We start from the raw sequence: 15,163 nt of genomic DNA, 5'->3' as shown, positions 1-15,163 counted from the left end.
CAGCAGCTTGCGGGCCGCGGGGTGCGGCAGATGCCTCGGAAGAATGCTGGCGAGCCATAAGAAATTTCTTGACTATCTATCTACCAGTAGATACCATTCGTGCATGGATCGCGACGTATCCCTGGCAACGGAAAGAGCGGGGCGACGCGGCGGGATCCAGCGCGACATCGGGCATGTCCCGTTTTTTTTGGATCGGTCGTCTATCTAGTCATAGATACCTGATCGACCCGGGCCCGCACCCAGGTGCCGCGCCGCAGACAAGCGATCCCGCCGGGATCCCGAATTCGAAGGAGAAGATCATGCGCACCAAGACCCTGAACCTGAATGCCGCCGCCAAGTTCCTGCTGGCCGCCGCCGTGCTGAGCGCGGCCGCCGCCGCCGGCCAGGCACACGCCGCCGGTCCCCGGGACAGCGGTGTGAGCGGTGACCGCTATGGTTATGTGTTCCGCGCCGACGGCAGCCGCAGCGTCTACACCGATGGTGCCAAGCGCGGCCGTTTCGATCCCTACACCGACGGCGCCAAGGTCGGCAAGGCCGATCCCTATACGGATGGTTCGCGCGTCGGCAAGAAGGGGCCCTATGTGGATGGTTTCGGCACCCTGGCCGGCCTCGACCGCAGCGGGGTGTCGTCCCAACCCGCGCACGGCCGCTTCGATCCGTACACGGATGGCGCCAAGGCCGGCAAGTTCGACCCCTACACCGACGGCGCGCTTGCCTGACCCGGTTTTTCGCGCCGGCGGCCCTGCATCGCCGCCAGCGCCGCTTTCCTGCTCCTGATGCACGGGGATGTCCTCCTCTCCCATCCCCGCTGACTGGCCGGCATTCATGCCGGCCTTTTTTCGTTCCCCGCTTTCCCTCTCTTCGCTGCCCCCTCATCACGCCAGGTGCCGTCACAGCCGCACCAGCACGCGGGACGATATTCACGGTGCAGGGCAATAATCATCCTGGCGATTGCCTCGCCAACCCTTCTAATACCTGGCCCGGCGCTTATCTCGCGCCGCAATAAAAATCATGGGGATTCGCTGCGCCGCGGTGGGAGCCCGCCTGCGGTCGCACCGCCGTCGCCCGGCATTCCCGGCAAGGGCTTGATCGAAAAGGAGAATCGTCAAGACGCGGTGCCATGTGACGGGCACCGCGCGATGGAGTTCGCGTGCGCCGGATGTGCATTAGGGAAAACTCCCTGTGACATATTGTCGCGCGAGCGCCTAAATTGAATCATCACTATAAGAAAACCACAGAGGAGGCAGGTATGCAAAGCTACGACGGTCTCGTATTCGTCACCGCCATCCTGCTGGTGTGTCTCTATGTTTTCCTGGGCGCCCAGACACAAAGCCGTATGTTGACGTTCGCGTCGCCAGCCATCGTCGGCATCCTGGTCCTGGTGTACGCGATCCTGCCAGGCCGGGTGGTCGGCTGAGCGCGGTCGGTCGTACGCGGCTGAGCGGCTGAGCCGCTCGGTCGATCGGCCGCAGGAGTGCTTCCGAGGCGGTATGGCGCGCGCCGCGGCGCGCCGTTGATTTGTTTCGCCCGCTGCCCGCCGTCCCGTGGCCGGGCGGCGGCGCGAGGCATTCCTTCTGTTTCCGTTTCCGTTTCGCCCGGATCCGTACCGGCGCGCCCAACCGCGCCGGCGGCGGCGTTCTACCGTTTCCCCTGTCTCAGAGGATATGGTCCAGCAGGTCGGGGCCGAACACCTCGCGGTGGATGCGCGACGGTGTCACGCCGCGTGCCAGCAGGGCGGCGCGCTGGGCCTGCATGAAGGGCAGCGGGCCGCACAGGTAGAAGTCGGCCTCGGCGTCGTGGCGCGCATCGAGGAAGGTGTCCACCGCCATGCGGCCGGCGGCGGCAGGGCGCTCGGCCAGCGTGGCGTCTTCGCCCGACTCGAGGAAGAAGCGCAGTTCGAGCTTGCCGAGCCGTGCGCCGGCCCGCTCGATATCGCCGAGGTGGGCCACCTGCGCGGCGTTGCGCGCGGCGTGGGCGAACACGATGTCGCGCTGCGGCGCGCATGCGGCCAGGTGGTTCAGCGCGGAGATCATCGGCGTGATGCCCACGCCGGCCGACAGCAGCACCACCGGCGCGCTGCCCCGGGCCGGCACGGTGAAGTCGCCGTAGGGCTGGCTGGCCAGCAGCACGTCGCCGACGGCCGCATGGTCATGCAGCCAGTTGGAGACGGTGCCCTGCGGGCGGCCGGCGTCGCCGGTCTCGCGCTTGACCGAGATGCGCCAGCGGCCGCCGTTGGGCGCGTCCGACAGGCTGTACTGGCGCTGCTGGCAGACGCCGGGCGACAGCTCCACCTGCACCGAGATGTACTGGCCCGGCTCGAAGGCGGCGAGCGCGCTGCCGTCGGCGGCGGCCAGGGTGAACGAGACGATGCCTTCGGCCTGCGCTTCGCGGGCGACGATGCGCACCGGCTGGCGGTGGTCGGGGCCGGACTGCGCGCGCTCGTACAGGCGCGCTTCGGCGGCGATCAGTTCGCCCGCCAGCAGCCAGTAGGCCTCGTCCCAGGCCGCCACCAGCTCCGGCGTCGCGGCCGCGCCGAGCACCTCGCCGATCGCGCCCAGCAGGTGGCGGCCGACGATGGGGTAGTGGGCGGGCTTGATGCCGACGGCCGCATGCTTGTGCGCGATGCGGGTAAGGACCGGCGCCAGGGCCGCATGGTTGTCGTAGTTGGCGGCATAGGCGAACACCGCCGATGCCAGGGATTGCTGCTGCGCGCCGCTGGCCTGGTTGCCCAGGTTGAACAGGTTGGTCAGCTCGGGGCGGTCCGCGAACATATTGCGGTAGAAGGTCTGGGTGATGGCGAGGCCATGTTCCTTCAGCACGGGGACGCTGGCATCGATCAGGGGACGGGCTTGGGCGGAGAGCATGATTGAATTGATGTATTCGAAATGCAACAAAAATGGCGAACGACCGGCATGGAGGCCGTGGCGTGTCGCGCGGATGAGGTGATGGCGGTCACGCTGGATCCGATTCTATGAAAGATGCATTTTTGATGCAATAAATAACCCGCCGCAGCGCGGGATCCGCGGTGCGACGGATTGCCGCGCCCGTGGCCCGGGGCGGGTGAGGCGCCGGGCAGGCCACCGCGGCGGACATGCCGGCCGCGCCCCGGCGGCCGCACTGGCCGGCGCGGAGCAGGCTCAGGCGCCCAGCGCGATGCCGTCCTTGCGCTTGTCGGAGGCGCCCAGCAGGCTGCCGTCGGCGGCGCGCAGCACCGCCTGGGCGCCGCCGAAGTCGCTGCGGCCGCCCAGTTCGCCGGCGCCGACCGGATCGGTATAGCCGGCTGCCCGCAGCGCGCGGGTGACGGCCTCGGGCATGCCGTGCTCGATGGCCAGCGCCGTGGCGGACTCCAGGCGCCAGCGCGGCGCGTCGAGGGCGGCCTGCAGCGGCTGCTGCCAGGCCGCCAGCCGCACCAGCAGCTGCAACTGGCCTTGCGGCTGCATCAGCCCGCCGACCACGCCGAAACCGGCATGGAAGCGGCCGTCGCGCCTGGCCGCGCCGGGCACCACCGTGTGGTAAGGGCGCTTGCGCGGGGCGGCACTGTTGATGTGGCCGGGGCCGGCGAAGCCGAAACCGCGGTTCTGCAGCACGAAGCCGCAGTCCGGCACCGCGATGCCGGAGCCGAAGCGCTTGAAGATGCTGCTCATCAGCGTGATGGCGAGGCCGTCGGCGTCGACCACGACGGTGCAGACGGTATTGCCGGCCGGGTCGGCCACGGTCTGGCTGGCATGGCGCATGGCCTCGCCCATGGCGCGCACGGTCTGCAGCACGGCGCCGGGATCGTCGGCGGCGAGCGCCTGCGGTTCCAGCGCATCGAGCGCGTGCAGGATGGCGACGCCATGCGTGTTGGGCGGGCATTCGAACACTTCCAGGCCACGGAAGCGCGTCGACACCGGCGCGCGGAAGTCGCCGCGATGCTCGGCGAAGTCGCCGGCCGCGAGCACCCCGCCGAGCGCCTGGCAGGCCTGCGCCGCCGCGCGTGCCGGCTCGCCGAGGTAGAAGGCGTCGGGCCCGTCGCTGGCGATGGCCTGCAGCGTGCGCGCCAGCCCGGGATTGGCGAAGCGCTCTCCGGCGGCGGGCGGACGGCCCGCGCGGTAGAGCGCGGCGCAAACCGGGTCGGCATGGAGCACGCGGTCGAACAGCGCCCATTCGCGCGCCGCCACCGGGGCCACGGCGAAACCGTCGCGCGCCAGCGCGATGGCCGGGGCCAGCAGCCGCGGCCAGGGCAGCCGCCCATGGCGTTGGTGCAGGTCGTGCCAGCCGCGCACCACGCCGGGCGTGGTGCAGGAGTAAGGGTGGCGCTCCGGGATGCGCTGCCCGGGCAGGGCATCCAGCAGGGCCGGATCGAGGGCCGCCGGCGCGCGTCCGGTGCCGTTGTAGCTGCTGACCTCGCCATCCGGCGCGACCACCATGGCCAGCACGTCGCCGCCGATGCTGGTGGCCATCGGTTCGACCACGCCGAGGATGGCGTCGGCGGCCAGCGCGGCGTCGACCGCGCTGCCGCCCTCGCGCAGGCACTGCAGCGCGGCCTGCGCCGCCAGCGGGTGGCCGCTCGCGACCATGCAGCGTTGGGCGCGCACGCCTTCGGCTTGCGGATTGCTCATGCGATGCTCCCTGGTCTCGGATGGGGCGGCCGCGTCAGCGCGACACTGTCTCGACGACCTTCCACGACACGCCGATGTCGCCGTTGACGAAGGTCTGGCAGGCCATGCGATAGCCGGCGGCCAGTTCTTCGGCGCTGAGGTGCTTGTGTTCCTTCGGCTTGACCGTGTCGGTGTGCTCGAGGCCCTGTTCGATCCTGCACTTGCAGGTGCCGCACAGGCCGCCGCCGCACTTGAAGGGAATGCCGCCTTTCTCGCGCAGCGAGACGCGCAGCAGATTGCTGTTGGGCGGAGCGGTGACGACCTTGTTGTCGTTGCTCAGGAAGGTGATCTGGATCATCGTTCAGTCCGTATCGGATGGGGGCGGCGGCGGGGCTCAGGCCTGCGCCAGTTGCAGGTCCATGCTGCCGAAGCTGGCCAGGCGGCGCAGCGCGTCGCGCGCGGCCTCGAGCGTGTCGAATCGCTCGAGAAACTTGGTCGGCACGTGGTTGACGAGCGCGGGCGGCGTTTCCTCGACCACGCGGATCTTCGTTTCGCGCAGCAGCTCGGCGATGACGAAATGCGTGGTGCGGCGGCCATAGAAGAGGTAGTCGTAGCTTTCCACCGGCACCACGCCGTCGACGGGCTCGGTGCGGAATTGGCCGGGTTTGCTGGTCAGGATCACATACATGGTCGGGTGTGCAGGCTAGGCGGGGAGGGGCGGCGGGGCGCCCCGGCCGGGCTGGTGAAGAATGGTTGGCGCGGCGGCTCGCGCCGCCTCAGGCGGCGGCCGCGGCGGCAGGCGCGGCGGCATTGGCCTCGTCGTCCTGGGCCAGTTCGATGTCGTGCGAGATCCAGAGCTGGCAGGCCAGGCGGTAGCCCTGTTCGAGCCGCTCGCCGAGCTGCTTCTTCTCCTTCCAGTTGGGGGCGGGCAGGTGTTCGCCGCCGGCGATCACGCGGCACGCGCACTTGGAGCACTTGCCCATGCCGCACTCGTAGCGCAGGTTGGGGTAGGGAAACTGCTTGATGCCGGCGCGCACCACCAGGTTGGTGTTGTCCTTGACCTCGTCGGCGAAGACCTGGCCGTGCTTGTGAAAGAGAACCTTGGGCATGACGTCTGCTCTGTTTGCTGCGGGATGGCTGGGGATGTCCGGGGAGGCGGGCGATGCGCCGGATCGGGGCGGTTCAGGACCAGATCAGCATGGCCGCCGCGGTGGAGCAGGCCAGGCCGATCAGCACCGGGATCAGCAGGGCGCGCACGGCCTCCAGCACCGGCACGCGGGCGAAGCCGGCCACGGCGATCAGCGAGGACCAGGCGACCAGCGTGCCGCCGCCGGTCCAGACCGCGCCCATCTGGCCGACCGCCGCCAGCGTGGCGGGATCGAAGCCGACCACCGGGCCCAGCGCGCCGGCCAGGGTGCCGGTCAGCGGCAGGCCGGCGAAGCCGGAGCCGTCGATGCCGGTGATCATGCCGACCAGCAGCACGCCGAAGGCGACCAGCACGTGGTTGTCGGGAATCATGTGCTGGTAGGCCTGGATCAGTTCGAACAGCAGGCTGGGCGCCTTGCCCGGCGGCAGGCCGAGGATCTGCGCGGCGGTCTCGCCGGCGCCGACGAAGAAGAAGCCCGCGATCGGCAGCACCGAACCCATGGCCTTGAAGGCGAACACGAAGCCGTCGGTGATGTGCTCGGGGCAGACGTCCAGCATCCTGCGCGGGCCTTCGGCGGCGAGCGTGGCCAGCATCATCAGCACCGCCGCCACGCCGCCCACCAGCGCGGCTGCCTCGCCGCCCTTGAGATCGGCAATGTCGGAGCCGAGCTTGGGCATCACCATGATGGCGACCACGCAGAGGAAGGCCAGCGGCGTCACCAGCGCGAAGCACTTCGACCACTTGATGCGGCGGCGCTCCACCATCGACAGGCTGGCCGCGATGTTCTGCTCGGTCACCAGCGGTTCCTCGTGGCTGGTGCCGCGCGCCAGCTCGGCCTTGTCGAAAGTGCCGCCGCCGTCCACCGGCTGGGCCCCGCCCGCGCGTGCCTGCCAGCGGTCGAGCAGCAAGCCGCTGGCGGGCACGATGTGCTTGCGCATCGACAGGTAGGCCAGGCTCAGGGCGATGGCGCCGGTGATGATCGACAGCGTCAGCGCGCGGTCGGCCACCACGGCGGCGCTGACCGCCGCGCCGGCGGCCTTGGCGCTGATGCCGGGCGCCACGCCGATCACATAGTCGGACGACAGCGCCATGCCCTGGCCGGCGATGGCGATGGCCATGGCACCCGCCAGCGGCGGCAGCCCGGCGGCGATCGCGGCCGGCAGCAGGATGGCCGACACCAGCGGCACCGCCGGGGTCGGCCAGAAGAACAGCGAGATCACGTAGGTGATGGCGGCCAGGATGAAGAAGGCAGAGTGTCCGTTCTTCATCACCACGCGGAAGGGCTCGACCATGCGGATGTCCGAGCGCAGCGTCTTCAGCGCGTTGAGCAGCGCCGTCATGAAGGCGATCACCAGGAAGATGTTGAACAGCTCCTTGGCGGCCACCAGGCTGGCCGAGAAGATTCCGCCCAGCGCCTGGATCGGGCTGCCGGTCAGGGCGAAGATGACCAGAAAGGTGCCGGTGATGGCGGGTACCACCACGTTGGCGCGCAGGATCATGGTCAGGACGATGACCGCGACTCCTAGTAGGTAGATCCAGTGCGCGGCACCGATCACGACATCTTGTTGCATGGCGATTCCCCTGGGGCTGAGGTATGTGATGTGAGGGCGGCTCGTTTGCCGTTTTCGTATACTATATTCCGATTCGCACTCAAACAAGCGAAATCTGATCCGGATTTCTACGTACCCATTTTTGGTGCGGTTTGACGGGAAGCCGCGCATTTATTGGGAATGCGGGCGCCAATCTGGGGCCGGCCGGGCATCGCCGGCTTCCCTTGGCTTGTGATCTTTCGCTTCTTTTGTGTAGACTGTATACCAAATTAAGCGAGCCGAGCCGGCCACACGCAGCAATGCACAGCACCTTCCCTTACCTGCCTGCGGGCCTGTCCGCCCTGGACTACGCGCTGATGGGCGCCCTGATCTTCGCCGGCGCCTGCCTGCAGGGCATCGGCGGCATCGGCTTCGCCATGCTGTCGGCGCCGCTCGGGGCCTTGTTCTTCCCGCAACTGGTGCCGGGGCCGCTGCTGGCGCTGGGCGGCTGCGTGTCGCTGCTGTCGGCGCTGCGCGAATTCCGTGCCATCGCCTGGCCGCTGGCGGGCGCGGCCCTGTGCGGGCGCGCCGGTGGCGGCCTGCTGGCGGTGGCGGTGATCAGCAGCCTGCGCCCGGAGCCGCTCGCCGTGCTGTTCTCGGTGTCCATCCTGCTGGCCGTGGCGATGAGCCTGCTGGGCTGGCGCGTGGCCGCCTCGACCGCCTCGCTGGCGGTGGCCGGCGCCGCTTCCGGCTTCATGGGCACCATCACTTCGGCCGGGGCGCCGCCTTTTGCCATCGTGATGCAGCACGTGGCGCCCGAGCGCATGCGCGCCACCATCGGCTGCATCCTGTGCGGCGGGGCCGCGCTGTCGCTGGCCATGCTGTCGGTGGCGGGGCGCTTCGGCGCGGCCGAGGTGCAACTCGGCGTGGCGCTGTCGCCCTTCCTGCTGGCCGGTTTCGCCCTGTCCAACCGCCTCAGGGGGCGGTGGTCGGCGCTGGCGGTGCGGCGCCTGCTGCTCGCGCTGTGCGCGGCGGGCGCCCTGGGCGTGCTGGGCAAGCTGGCCTGGCCGGGCTGAGCCCCGCCCGGCGCGGCGCGGCGCCGGCCTGTGCCGCAGCCCCTTCCCCGGCGCAATCTTCCCGTTTCCTTTTCGTGTTCGAACCCCAGCGCCAGGCGCCCCCGCCGGCCAAGTACCGGAGTTGCCATGCAGCATATTTCAGATGAGATGATCGACCGCCACGTCAGCGGAGCCGAAGCGCAGCAGGTGATGCTGGAGGCCTTCCGCAGTTTCGCCGACGGCCGCGCGGCCATGCAGGAACGGATCCGTACGGAAGCCGGCGGCGTCAAGCTGTCGACGCTCGGCGCGGTCATTCCCGAGCGCGGCGTGGCCGGCGCCAAGGTCTATACGACCATCGCCGGCCAGTTTTCCTTCGTCATCCTGATCTTCTCGAGCGAGGACGGCCGCCCGCTGGCCTCCTTCGATGCCGGCGCCATCACGCGCCTGCGCACCGCTGCCTGCTCGGTGGTCGCCGCGCGCCACCTGGCGCGGTCGGACGCCGCCACGCTGGCCTTGTTCGGCGCCGGCACGCAGGGCATTGCCCATGCCCGGCAGCTCAGCGCGGCCCTGCCGCTCGAACGCATCCTCGTCAACGATCCCCACGCCGACGCCGGCCTGCCGGCGCGGCTGTCCGACTGGTGCGGCATTCCGGTCGAACTGGCCGAGGCGGAGGAGGCCGCGGCCCGGGCCGACATCGTGGTGACCGCCTCGCGCTCCACCACGCCGCTGTTCCCGGGCGCTTCGCTCAAGCCGGGCGCCTTCGTGGCCGCGATCGGTTCCAGCCTGCCGCATACGCGCGAGCTGGACGACGAGGCCCTGCGCCGCGCGGCGGCGGTGGTGGTGGAGTGGCGCCCGCAGTCCACGCGCGAGGCCGGCGACATCGTGCTGGCCGGCCCCGGCGTGCTGCCGGCCGACAAGGTGGTCGAACTGGGCGACGTGCTGCTGGGCAAGGTGCGCCCGCGGCGCGGCGACGCCGACATCGTGGTCTACAAGTCCGTCGGCGTGGGCCTGGAAGACATCGCCCTGGCGGGTTTTGCCTGGGAAAAGATCCGCGCGGCGGGCCACGCCTGACCGTGCCTGCCCGTCGCCGCGCCGCGGCGGCGTTCTCCGTGGGCGACAGAAGCCATGCAAGCGATGGAAACGCAGAAAACGCTTGCAGCGCCCTGATGAATGTATATAGTATACCAAAAACAGCGACGCGATCCCGAGCGGAGCTGACCCGTCCCAAAGCCACCTGAAGCCAAGCCAAGACAAGGAGCCCCGACATGGCTGAACTGATGAACCGCGAAGCATTCCGTACCGCCCTGGAAGAAGCGATCAAGGGCAAGAGCGCCAACAAGGCCCCGTTCAGCGTGGCCTGGGCGAGCGGCAAGCTGAGCCGCGCGCACCTGGCGCGCTGGGCCGAGAACCACTATCACTACGTCGGCCCCTTCGCGGACTACCTGGGCTACATCTACGCCCGCACGCCCGACCGCTACACCGAGGCCAAGGACTTCCTGCTGGCCAATATGTATGAAGAGGAGATCGGCGGCGACCGCCACACCGACCTGCTGATCCGCTTCGCCGAGGCCTGCGGCACCACGCGCGAGCGCGTGGTCGATCCTGACAATATGTCGCCCACCACGCGCGGCCTGCAGTCGTGGTGCTACGCCGTGGCCATGCGCGAAGACCCGATCGTGGCCGTGGCCGGCCTGGTGGTCGGGCTGGAGTCGCAGGTGCCGTCGATCTATCGCAAGCAGACGCCGACGCTGCGCGACAAGTACCAGTTCACCGACGAAGAGGTCGAGTTCTTCGACCTGCATATCGTCTCCGACGAGATCCACGGCGAGCGCGGCTACCAGATCGTGCTGGAGCATGCCAACACGCCGGAACTGCAGCAGCGCTGCCTGAAGATCTGCGAGATCGGCGCACAGATGCGCCTGCTGTACACCACGGCGCTCTATCACGACTACGTCGCCAAGGACCTGTCGATGGCCGAGCTGGCGATGGCCGCCTGAGTGTCGCGCGGCGCGGCTCTGCCCGCCATGCACGGCGCCCCGCCCGGTGCGGGGCGCCGATCCCATCGATTTCCAGGGTTTGCATCATGACTGTCGGACAGCAAGACGAGTTCTTCAACCACATCGACGGCGAATGGACCAGGAGCCGTTCCGGCCGGACCTTCGACAACGTCAATCCGGCTGACGTCGCGGACATCGTCGGCCGCTTCCAGGCCTCCTGCGCCGAGGACGCCCAGGCCGCCGTGGCCGCCGCCGCGGCCGCCTTCGATGCCTGGCGCCGCACGCCGGTGAGCAAGCGGGCCGCGATCCTGAACCGCGCCGCCGATCACCTCGAGGCCAATGCCGCCGGCATCGCCGAGGAACTGACGCGCGAGGAAGGCAAGGCGCTCTCGCTGAGCAAGGACGAGGTCCTGCGCTCGGCGCAGACCCTGCGCTTCTATGCGGTGGAAGGGCAGACCTTCACCGGCGAGACCTATCCGAACGACGATCCCGAGATGGTGGTCTACAGCCAGCGCGAGCCGCTCGGCGTGGTCACCGTGATCGCGCCGTGGAACTTCCCGGTGTCGATTCCCGCGCGCAAGATCGCGCCGGCGCTGATCGCCGGCAACACCGTGGTGTTCAAGCCGTCCTCGGATGCGCCGCTGTCCGGCTACCGCCTGGCCGAAGCGCTGGTCCAGGCCGGGCTGCCCAAGGGCGTGCTCAACTTCGTCACCGGCAGCGCCGCCGAGATCGGACCCGGCATCACCGAGCACCCGGCGGTGCGTGCGATCTCCTTCACCGGTTCGACCCGCGCGGGCGAACAGATCCACCGCGCCGTGCCGCTGACCACGCGCACGCAGATGGAACTGGGCGGCAAGAACCCGCTGATCGTGATGGAGGATGCCGACCTCGACAAGGCGGTCGACCTGACCATCAAGGGCGGCTTCTCGCTCAGCGGCCAGGCCTGTACCGGCACCAGCCGCGTGCTGGTGGCGGCGGCCGTCAAGGCGCAGTACACGCAGAAGCTGCTGGCGCGCGTGCAGGCCCTCAAGATCGGCAGCGGCATGACGCCGGGCATGGACCTCGGCCCGCTGGCCACGCGCAGGCAACTCGAGACCGTGCTGTCCTACATCGAGATCGGCAAGGCCGAGGCCACGCTGCTGTGCGGCGGCGAGCGGCTCACCGGCCCCGGCTTCGACCAGGGTTACTACGTGTCGCCAGCGGTCTTCACCGACGTGACGCAGTCGATGCGCATCGCCCGCGAAGAGATCTTCGGGCCGGTGATCGCCATCATCGAGTTCAACGGCTACGCCGATGCCATCGCCAAGGCCAACGACACGGAATACGGGCTGTCCGCGGCGATCGTGACGGCCGATCCGCGCTACATCCACCACTTCGCCACCGACATCGAGGCCGGCACCGTGAAGATCAACCGCACCACCACCGGCAACCTGGTGAACGCGCCCTTCGGCGGCCTCAAGCGCTCCAGTACCTCGACCTTCCGCGAGTCGGGGCGCACCGGGCTCGAGTTCTACACCCAGGTCAAGACGGTCTACCGCGGCTGCTGACCGGCACGCCGCCGGCAGCACGCATCCCAAGCATCAGGAGAATCGCAGTGAAGAAAGCCATCAAGCTGGAACTGAAGGAAGCGCGCCACATGGTGGCCGCGGCCATCGCCAGGTCGGAACAGATCGGCGTGCTCGAATCGATCTGCGTGGTCGACGAGGGCGGCTATCCGCTGGCGCTGGAGCGCATGGACGGCGCCCGCATCACCGGCCCGCAGATCGCCTGGAACAAGGCGTTCACCGCCGCCGGCCACAAGCGCTCCACGCACCTGTTCAACCAGGCGCCCAACGGCCCGGCCCTGCCGGGCAACGAGGCCTTCGGCATCCAGTGGAGCTTCGAAGGCAAGTTCGCCGTCTTCGTCGGCGGCTTCCCCATCGTGGTCAACGATGAAGTGGTCGGCGGCATCGGCCTGAGCGGCGGCAATGGCGAGCAGGACACGCAGGCCGGCCTGGCCGCCCTGCAGGCGCTGCAGGAACTGCTGGCGCCGCAGGATCTCAAGGTGCTGGTGCAGGCCGACATCAAGCGCTAGTCCGCTGGTCCGCTGGTCCGCCAGTCCATCACCCACCTGCCGCGCCGGGCATCGCCGGCGCGGTGCATCGCCCGCATCTGCCTGAACTGAACCGGCAGGAAACCGCCCGAGTCCATCATGTCCTACCGCATCCAGATCCTGGAGACGCACGAGTCGTTTGTCGTCGAACCCGGCGAAACCCTGCTGCAGGGCGCCACGCGCGCCGGCGTCTGTCTGCCCCATGACTGCCAGCTCGGCGGTTGCGGCACCTGCCGCATCAAGCTGGTCGAAGGCACCGTGGCCTACGAGGAGTTGCCGATGGGGCTGGCGCCGGACGAAGAGGCGGCCGGCTACGCGCTGGCCTGCCAGGCCCTGCCGCAGGGCGACGCCGTCATCAGCACCGCGCGCGACGACGAGGCCTGCGCCGCGCCGGTGGCGCATCACGCGCTGGTGCGCGAAGCCCGCCCGCTTTCGCGCGATGTGCACTACCTGAAGCTGGAGGTGCCCGAGGCGGGCCTGCTCGACTACCGGCCCGGCCAGTACCTGAAGATCCTCACCGGCGACGGCCGCACGCGCAGCTTCTCGATGGCCTCGGTGCCCAGCGCCGGCGTGGTCGACCTGCACGTGCGCCGCATTCCCGGCGGGACCTTCACCGACGGCGCCCTCCAGCAGCTGCGCCCGGGCGATGCGCTGCAGGTGGAGCTGCCGCACGGCGCCTTCTTCTACCGGGCCAAGGACTACCGGCCGCTGCTGATGGTGGCGACGGGCACCGGGCTGGCACCGATCAAGAGCATCCTCGAGGCGCTGATGGACGACGGCGACTGTCCGCCGGTCTCGCTCTACTGGGGCGCGCGCGAGCCGTCCGACCTGTACCTGCACGATGAGATCCGCGGCTGGGGCGAGCGCCTCTATGATTTCCGCTACGTACCCGTGCTGTCGCGCGCGCGGGACGACTGGCAGGGCCGGCGCGGCTACGTGCAGTCGGCCGTGCTGGAAGACCTCGGCGAACTGTCGGGCGAGCTCTCCGAGTACGCCATCTACCTGTGCGGCTCGCCCGAGATGATCCGCGATGCGCGCGCGGCCTTCGTCGCCCGCGGCGCCAGTCCGGACCATATCTACGCGGACAGCTTCACCTTCCAGCGCGGCTGAGCCTGCGCCGGCGCCCCGCGCGGGGCGCCGCTTCGCATTCCAGCTACCGGCCGGCGGATTCCTGACCTTCGAATCACCACGACACGAGGCAGCCATGCCATCTCGCGGCGAGGCAAGCATCGCAACCGGCCTGGACGCGCAGCCGGACGACGATGCCGGATTGCGCACCATTCCCCTCTTCGCGCAGGTGGCGGAACTGCTGCGCCGGCGCATCGTCGCCGGCATCTACACCCAGGGCACGCGGCTGGTGGAAGGGCGGCTGTCGGCGGAGCTGGGCGTGTCGCGCGTGCCGGTGCGCGAGGCGCTGCACGCGCTGGCCACCGAGGGGCTGGTCGAGCTGTCGCCGCGCCGCAGTGCTTCGGTGACGCGCGTGCCCGATGCCATCGGCCGCGAACTGGTCGAGGTGCGCGCCACGCTGGAGGGCCTCAATGCGCGCCTGGCGGCCCAGCGCCGCGACCCGGCGCTGGGCGCCCGGCTCGAGGCGGTGCAGCGCGAAGGACGCCTGGCCGCCGCCGACGGCAGTACCGAAGCGCTGCTGCGGCTCAATGCCAGCTTCCACGAACTGCTGGCCTCCACCGCCGCCAACAGCGTGCTGCGCGAGATGGTGCGCTCGCTGCGCGAGCGCACCTTCCTGATGTTCGCGCCGGTCGACGCGGCGCGCGCGCGCCAGAACTGGGAAGAGCACGCGCGCATCCTGCAGGCGGTGATCGACGGCGACGCCGACCTGGCGGCGCTGCTGGCCAGCCGCCATGTCTACAGTGCCCATGCCGCCATGTCGCGGCGCGGCGCCGGCGCGGGCGGGGCGGGGTGATGTCTTGACATCTCTGGTATACAATACCGGCAAATGTCTCCCAACCTGCCGAGCCGCGCCGCCGCGTGGCGGTTGGCGGGTGGCGGCGGAGCATCCTGCCAACCCCGGTCATTCCTTCATGTCAGAAAAGCGCGCCAATGCCCAGTCCGGGCCTGTTTCCGAGCCTGCGGTCGTGAGTCTCGGGGCGAGCCATTCGCCGCTGTTCGCGCTCGTCACCGACAAGCTGCGCGAGCGGATCCTCAACGGGCAGTACGAGCCGGGCGAGCGCTTGGTGGAGAACAAGCTGTCTTCCGAACTCGGCGTGTCGCGCATTCCGGTGCGCGAGGCGCTGCGTTCGCTGGCGACCGAGGGGCTGGTGGTGATCGAGCCGCGCCGCGGCGCTTCGGTGGCCAAGCTGTCGCCGGACGTGGCGCGCGAGATGGTGGAAGTGCGCGCCACGCTGGAAGGCCTCAATGCCAAGCTGGCGGCGCAGCGGCGCGATCCTGCGCTGCTGGCCGAACTGGAGCAGGTGCTGCGCGACGGCGCCGAAGCCGCCGCCCAGGGCCGCGGCGACCAGTTGCTGGCGCTCAACTCGCGCTTCCACGAAGTGCTGGGCACCATCGCCGCCAACAGCGTGCTGCAGGAAATGATGCGCTCGCTGCGCGAGCGCACCGCCGCGCTGTTCGCGCCGGCCAACCTGGTGCGCGCCCGCCAGAACTGGGATGAGCACGCGCAGATCCTGCAGGCCGTGATCGCCGGCGACGCCGACCTGGCGGCCCTGCTGGCCGCGCGGCATGTCTACAGCGCCGCCAAGGCGGCAGAACTGTCCGTCGGCGATACCACTACGCGCGCTGCCTGAGCGG

At 69.7% G+C, this 15,163-nt stretch carries 16 protein-coding genes; 10 read left to right on the top strand and 6 right to left on the bottom strand.

Going from position 1 to position 15,163, the window contains the following annotated elements:
- The first annotated feature begins 299 nt into the window (after positions 1 to 299).
- Entirely contained in the window at positions 300 to 719 is a 420-nt protein-coding gene (locus BKK81_RS32070) for a hypothetical protein (protein ID WP_071021441.1), read from the top strand.
- 530 nt (positions 720 to 1,249) lie between these two features.
- On the top strand, positions 1,250 to 1,417 hold the full coding sequence (locus BKK81_RS36190; RefSeq protein ID WP_167366694.1) for a hypothetical protein: 168 nt from the start codon (positions 1,250 to 1,252) through the stop codon (positions 1,415 to 1,417).
- A 238-nt stretch (positions 1,418 to 1,655) separates the two neighbouring features.
- On the opposite strand, the gene BKK81_RS32065 is transcribed toward BKK81_RS36190, so the two are convergent.
- From BKK81_RS32065 to BKK81_RS32040, 6 genes are all read right to left on the bottom strand, one after another.
- Positions 1,656 to 2,864, bottom strand: coding sequence for a globin domain-containing protein (locus BKK81_RS32065; protein ID WP_071022821.1), 1,209 nt, complete (start codon positions 2,862 to 2,864; stop codon positions 1,656 to 1,658).
- Positions 2,865 to 3,137: 273 nt separating this feature from the next.
- The gene (locus tag BKK81_RS32060) at positions 3,138 to 4,601 is read right to left on the bottom strand and encodes a gamma-glutamyltransferase family protein (protein WP_071021438.1); all 1,464 of its coding nucleotides are present in this window, start codon (positions 4,599 to 4,601) and stop codon (positions 3,138 to 3,140) included.
- 34 nt (positions 4,602 to 4,635) lie between these two features.
- Positions 4,636 to 4,938: a 2Fe-2S iron-sulfur cluster-binding protein gene (locus BKK81_RS32055; RefSeq protein ID WP_071021435.1), complete on the bottom strand. Its 303-nt coding sequence runs from the start codon at positions 4,936 to 4,938 to the stop codon at positions 4,636 to 4,638.
- 36 nt (positions 4,939 to 4,974) lie between these two features.
- Complete coding sequence (locus tag BKK81_RS32050) at positions 4,975 to 5,268, bottom strand: ferredoxin (protein WP_071021431.1); 294 nt, start codon at positions 5,266 to 5,268, stop codon at positions 4,975 to 4,977.
- Between the two features lie 88 nt (positions 5,269 to 5,356).
- Positions 5,357 to 5,689, bottom strand: coding sequence for a 2Fe-2S iron-sulfur cluster-binding protein (locus BKK81_RS32045; protein ID WP_071021426.1), 333 nt, complete (start codon positions 5,687 to 5,689; stop codon positions 5,357 to 5,359).
- Between the two features lie 73 nt (positions 5,690 to 5,762).
- A complete protein-coding gene (locus BKK81_RS32040) occupies positions 5,763 to 7,298 on the bottom strand; it encodes a hypothetical protein (RefSeq protein WP_071021420.1) in 1,536 nt (511 codons plus the stop codon).
- Between the two features lie 278 nt (positions 7,299 to 7,576).
- Between BKK81_RS32040 and BKK81_RS32035 the strand changes: the two genes are divergently transcribed.
- The 8 genes from BKK81_RS32035 to BKK81_RS32000 all read left to right on the top strand — a co-directional run bounded on the left by BKK81_RS32035 (position 7,577) and on the right by BKK81_RS32000 (position 15,159).
- Positions 7,577 to 8,332, top strand: a complete 756-nt coding sequence (locus BKK81_RS32035; RefSeq protein WP_071021418.1) for a TSUP family transporter — start codon at positions 7,577 to 7,579, stop codon at positions 8,330 to 8,332.
- Positions 8,333 to 8,458: 126 nt separating this feature from the next.
- The gene (locus BKK81_RS32030) at positions 8,459 to 9,382 is read left to right on the top strand and encodes an ornithine cyclodeaminase family protein (RefSeq protein WP_071021415.1); all 924 of its coding nucleotides are present in this window, start codon (positions 8,459 to 8,461) and stop codon (positions 9,380 to 9,382) included.
- Positions 9,383 to 9,576: 194 nt separating this feature from the next.
- A complete protein-coding gene (locus tag BKK81_RS32025; RefSeq protein WP_071021413.1) occupies positions 9,577 to 10,308 on the top strand; it encodes a TenA family transcriptional regulator in 732 nt (243 codons plus the stop codon).
- A gap of 86 nt (positions 10,309 to 10,394) precedes the next feature.
- The gene (locus BKK81_RS32020; protein WP_071021411.1) at positions 10,395 to 11,855 is read left to right on the top strand and encodes an aldehyde dehydrogenase family protein; all 1,461 of its coding nucleotides are present in this window, start codon (positions 10,395 to 10,397) and stop codon (positions 11,853 to 11,855) included.
- Between the two features lie 47 nt (positions 11,856 to 11,902).
- The gene (locus BKK81_RS32015) at positions 11,903 to 12,382 is read left to right on the top strand and encodes a GlcG/HbpS family heme-binding protein (protein ID WP_071021408.1); all 480 of its coding nucleotides are present in this window, start codon (positions 11,903 to 11,905) and stop codon (positions 12,380 to 12,382) included.
- Positions 12,383 to 12,499: 117 nt separating this feature from the next.
- Positions 12,500 to 13,510, top strand: coding sequence for a 2Fe-2S iron-sulfur cluster-binding protein (locus tag BKK81_RS32010; RefSeq protein WP_071021405.1), 1,011 nt, complete (start codon positions 12,500 to 12,502; stop codon positions 13,508 to 13,510).
- A 94-nt stretch (positions 13,511 to 13,604) separates the two neighbouring features.
- The gene (locus BKK81_RS32005; RefSeq protein WP_083384657.1) at positions 13,605 to 14,321 is read left to right on the top strand and encodes a GntR family transcriptional regulator; all 717 of its coding nucleotides are present in this window, start codon (positions 13,605 to 13,607) and stop codon (positions 14,319 to 14,321) included.
- Positions 14,322 to 14,439: 118 nt separating this feature from the next.
- Positions 14,440 to 15,159, top strand: a complete 720-nt coding sequence (locus tag BKK81_RS32000; RefSeq protein WP_071021403.1) for a GntR family transcriptional regulator — start codon at positions 14,440 to 14,442, stop codon at positions 15,157 to 15,159.
- The last annotated feature ends 4 nt before the right edge of the window (positions 15,160 to 15,163 follow it).

This window comes from Cupriavidus sp. USMAHM13 (assembly GCF_001854285.1).
GTDB lineage: Bacteria > Pseudomonadota > Gammaproteobacteria > Burkholderiales > Burkholderiaceae > Cupriavidus > Cupriavidus malaysiensis.
The sequence above is the reverse complement of the archived record's forward strand: the minus strand, read 5'-3'. Positions and strand labels throughout refer to the sequence as shown.

What these genes read in the sequence shown, in the direction of transcription:
- BKK81_RS32005 (WP_083384657.1), top strand. Translation starts at nt 13,605, where the DNA reads ATGCCATCTCGCGGCGAGGCAAGCATCGCAACCGGCCTGGACGCGCAG.
- BKK81_RS32055 (WP_071021435.1), bottom strand. Translation starts at nt 4,938, where the DNA reads ATGATCCAGATCACCTTCCTGAGCAACGACAACAAGGTCGTCACCGCT.
- BKK81_RS32020 (WP_071021411.1), top strand. Translation starts at nt 10,395, where the DNA reads ATGACTGTCGGACAGCAAGACGAGTTCTTCAACCACATCGACGGCGAA.
- BKK81_RS32070 (WP_071021441.1), top strand. Translation starts at nt 300, where the DNA reads ATGCGCACCAAGACCCTGAACCTGAATGCCGCCGCCAAGTTCCTGCTG.
- BKK81_RS32000 (WP_071021403.1), top strand. Translation starts at nt 14,440, where the DNA reads ATGTCAGAAAAGCGCGCCAATGCCCAGTCCGGGCCTGTTTCCGAGCCT.
- BKK81_RS32060 (WP_071021438.1), bottom strand. Translation starts at nt 4,601, where the DNA reads ATGAGCAATCCGCAAGCCGAAGGCGTGCGCGCCCAACGCTGCATGGTC.
- BKK81_RS36190 (WP_167366694.1), top strand. Translation starts at nt 1,250, where the DNA reads ATGCAAAGCTACGACGGTCTCGTATTCGTCACCGCCATCCTGCTGGTG.
- BKK81_RS32030 (WP_071021415.1), top strand. Translation starts at nt 8,459, where the DNA reads ATGCAGCATATTTCAGATGAGATGATCGACCGCCACGTCAGCGGAGCC.
- BKK81_RS32040 (WP_071021420.1), bottom strand. Translation starts at nt 7,298, where the DNA reads ATGCAACAAGATGTCGTGATCGGTGCCGCGCACTGGATCTACCTACTA.
- BKK81_RS32050 (WP_071021431.1), bottom strand. Translation starts at nt 5,268, where the DNA reads ATGTATGTGATCCTGACCAGCAAACCCGGCCAATTCCGCACCGAGCCC.
- BKK81_RS32035 (WP_071021418.1), top strand. Translation starts at nt 7,577, where the DNA reads ATGCACAGCACCTTCCCTTACCTGCCTGCGGGCCTGTCCGCCCTGGAC.
- BKK81_RS32065 (WP_071022821.1), bottom strand. Translation starts at nt 2,864, where the DNA reads ATGCTCTCCGCCCAAGCCCGTCCCCTGATCGATGCCAGCGTCCCCGTG.
- BKK81_RS32025 (WP_071021413.1), top strand. Translation starts at nt 9,577, where the DNA reads ATGGCTGAACTGATGAACCGCGAAGCATTCCGTACCGCCCTGGAAGAA.
- BKK81_RS32010 (WP_071021405.1), top strand. Translation starts at nt 12,500, where the DNA reads ATGTCCTACCGCATCCAGATCCTGGAGACGCACGAGTCGTTTGTCGTC.
- BKK81_RS32045 (WP_071021426.1), bottom strand. Translation starts at nt 5,689, where the DNA reads ATGCCCAAGGTTCTCTTTCACAAGCACGGCCAGGTCTTCGCCGACGAG.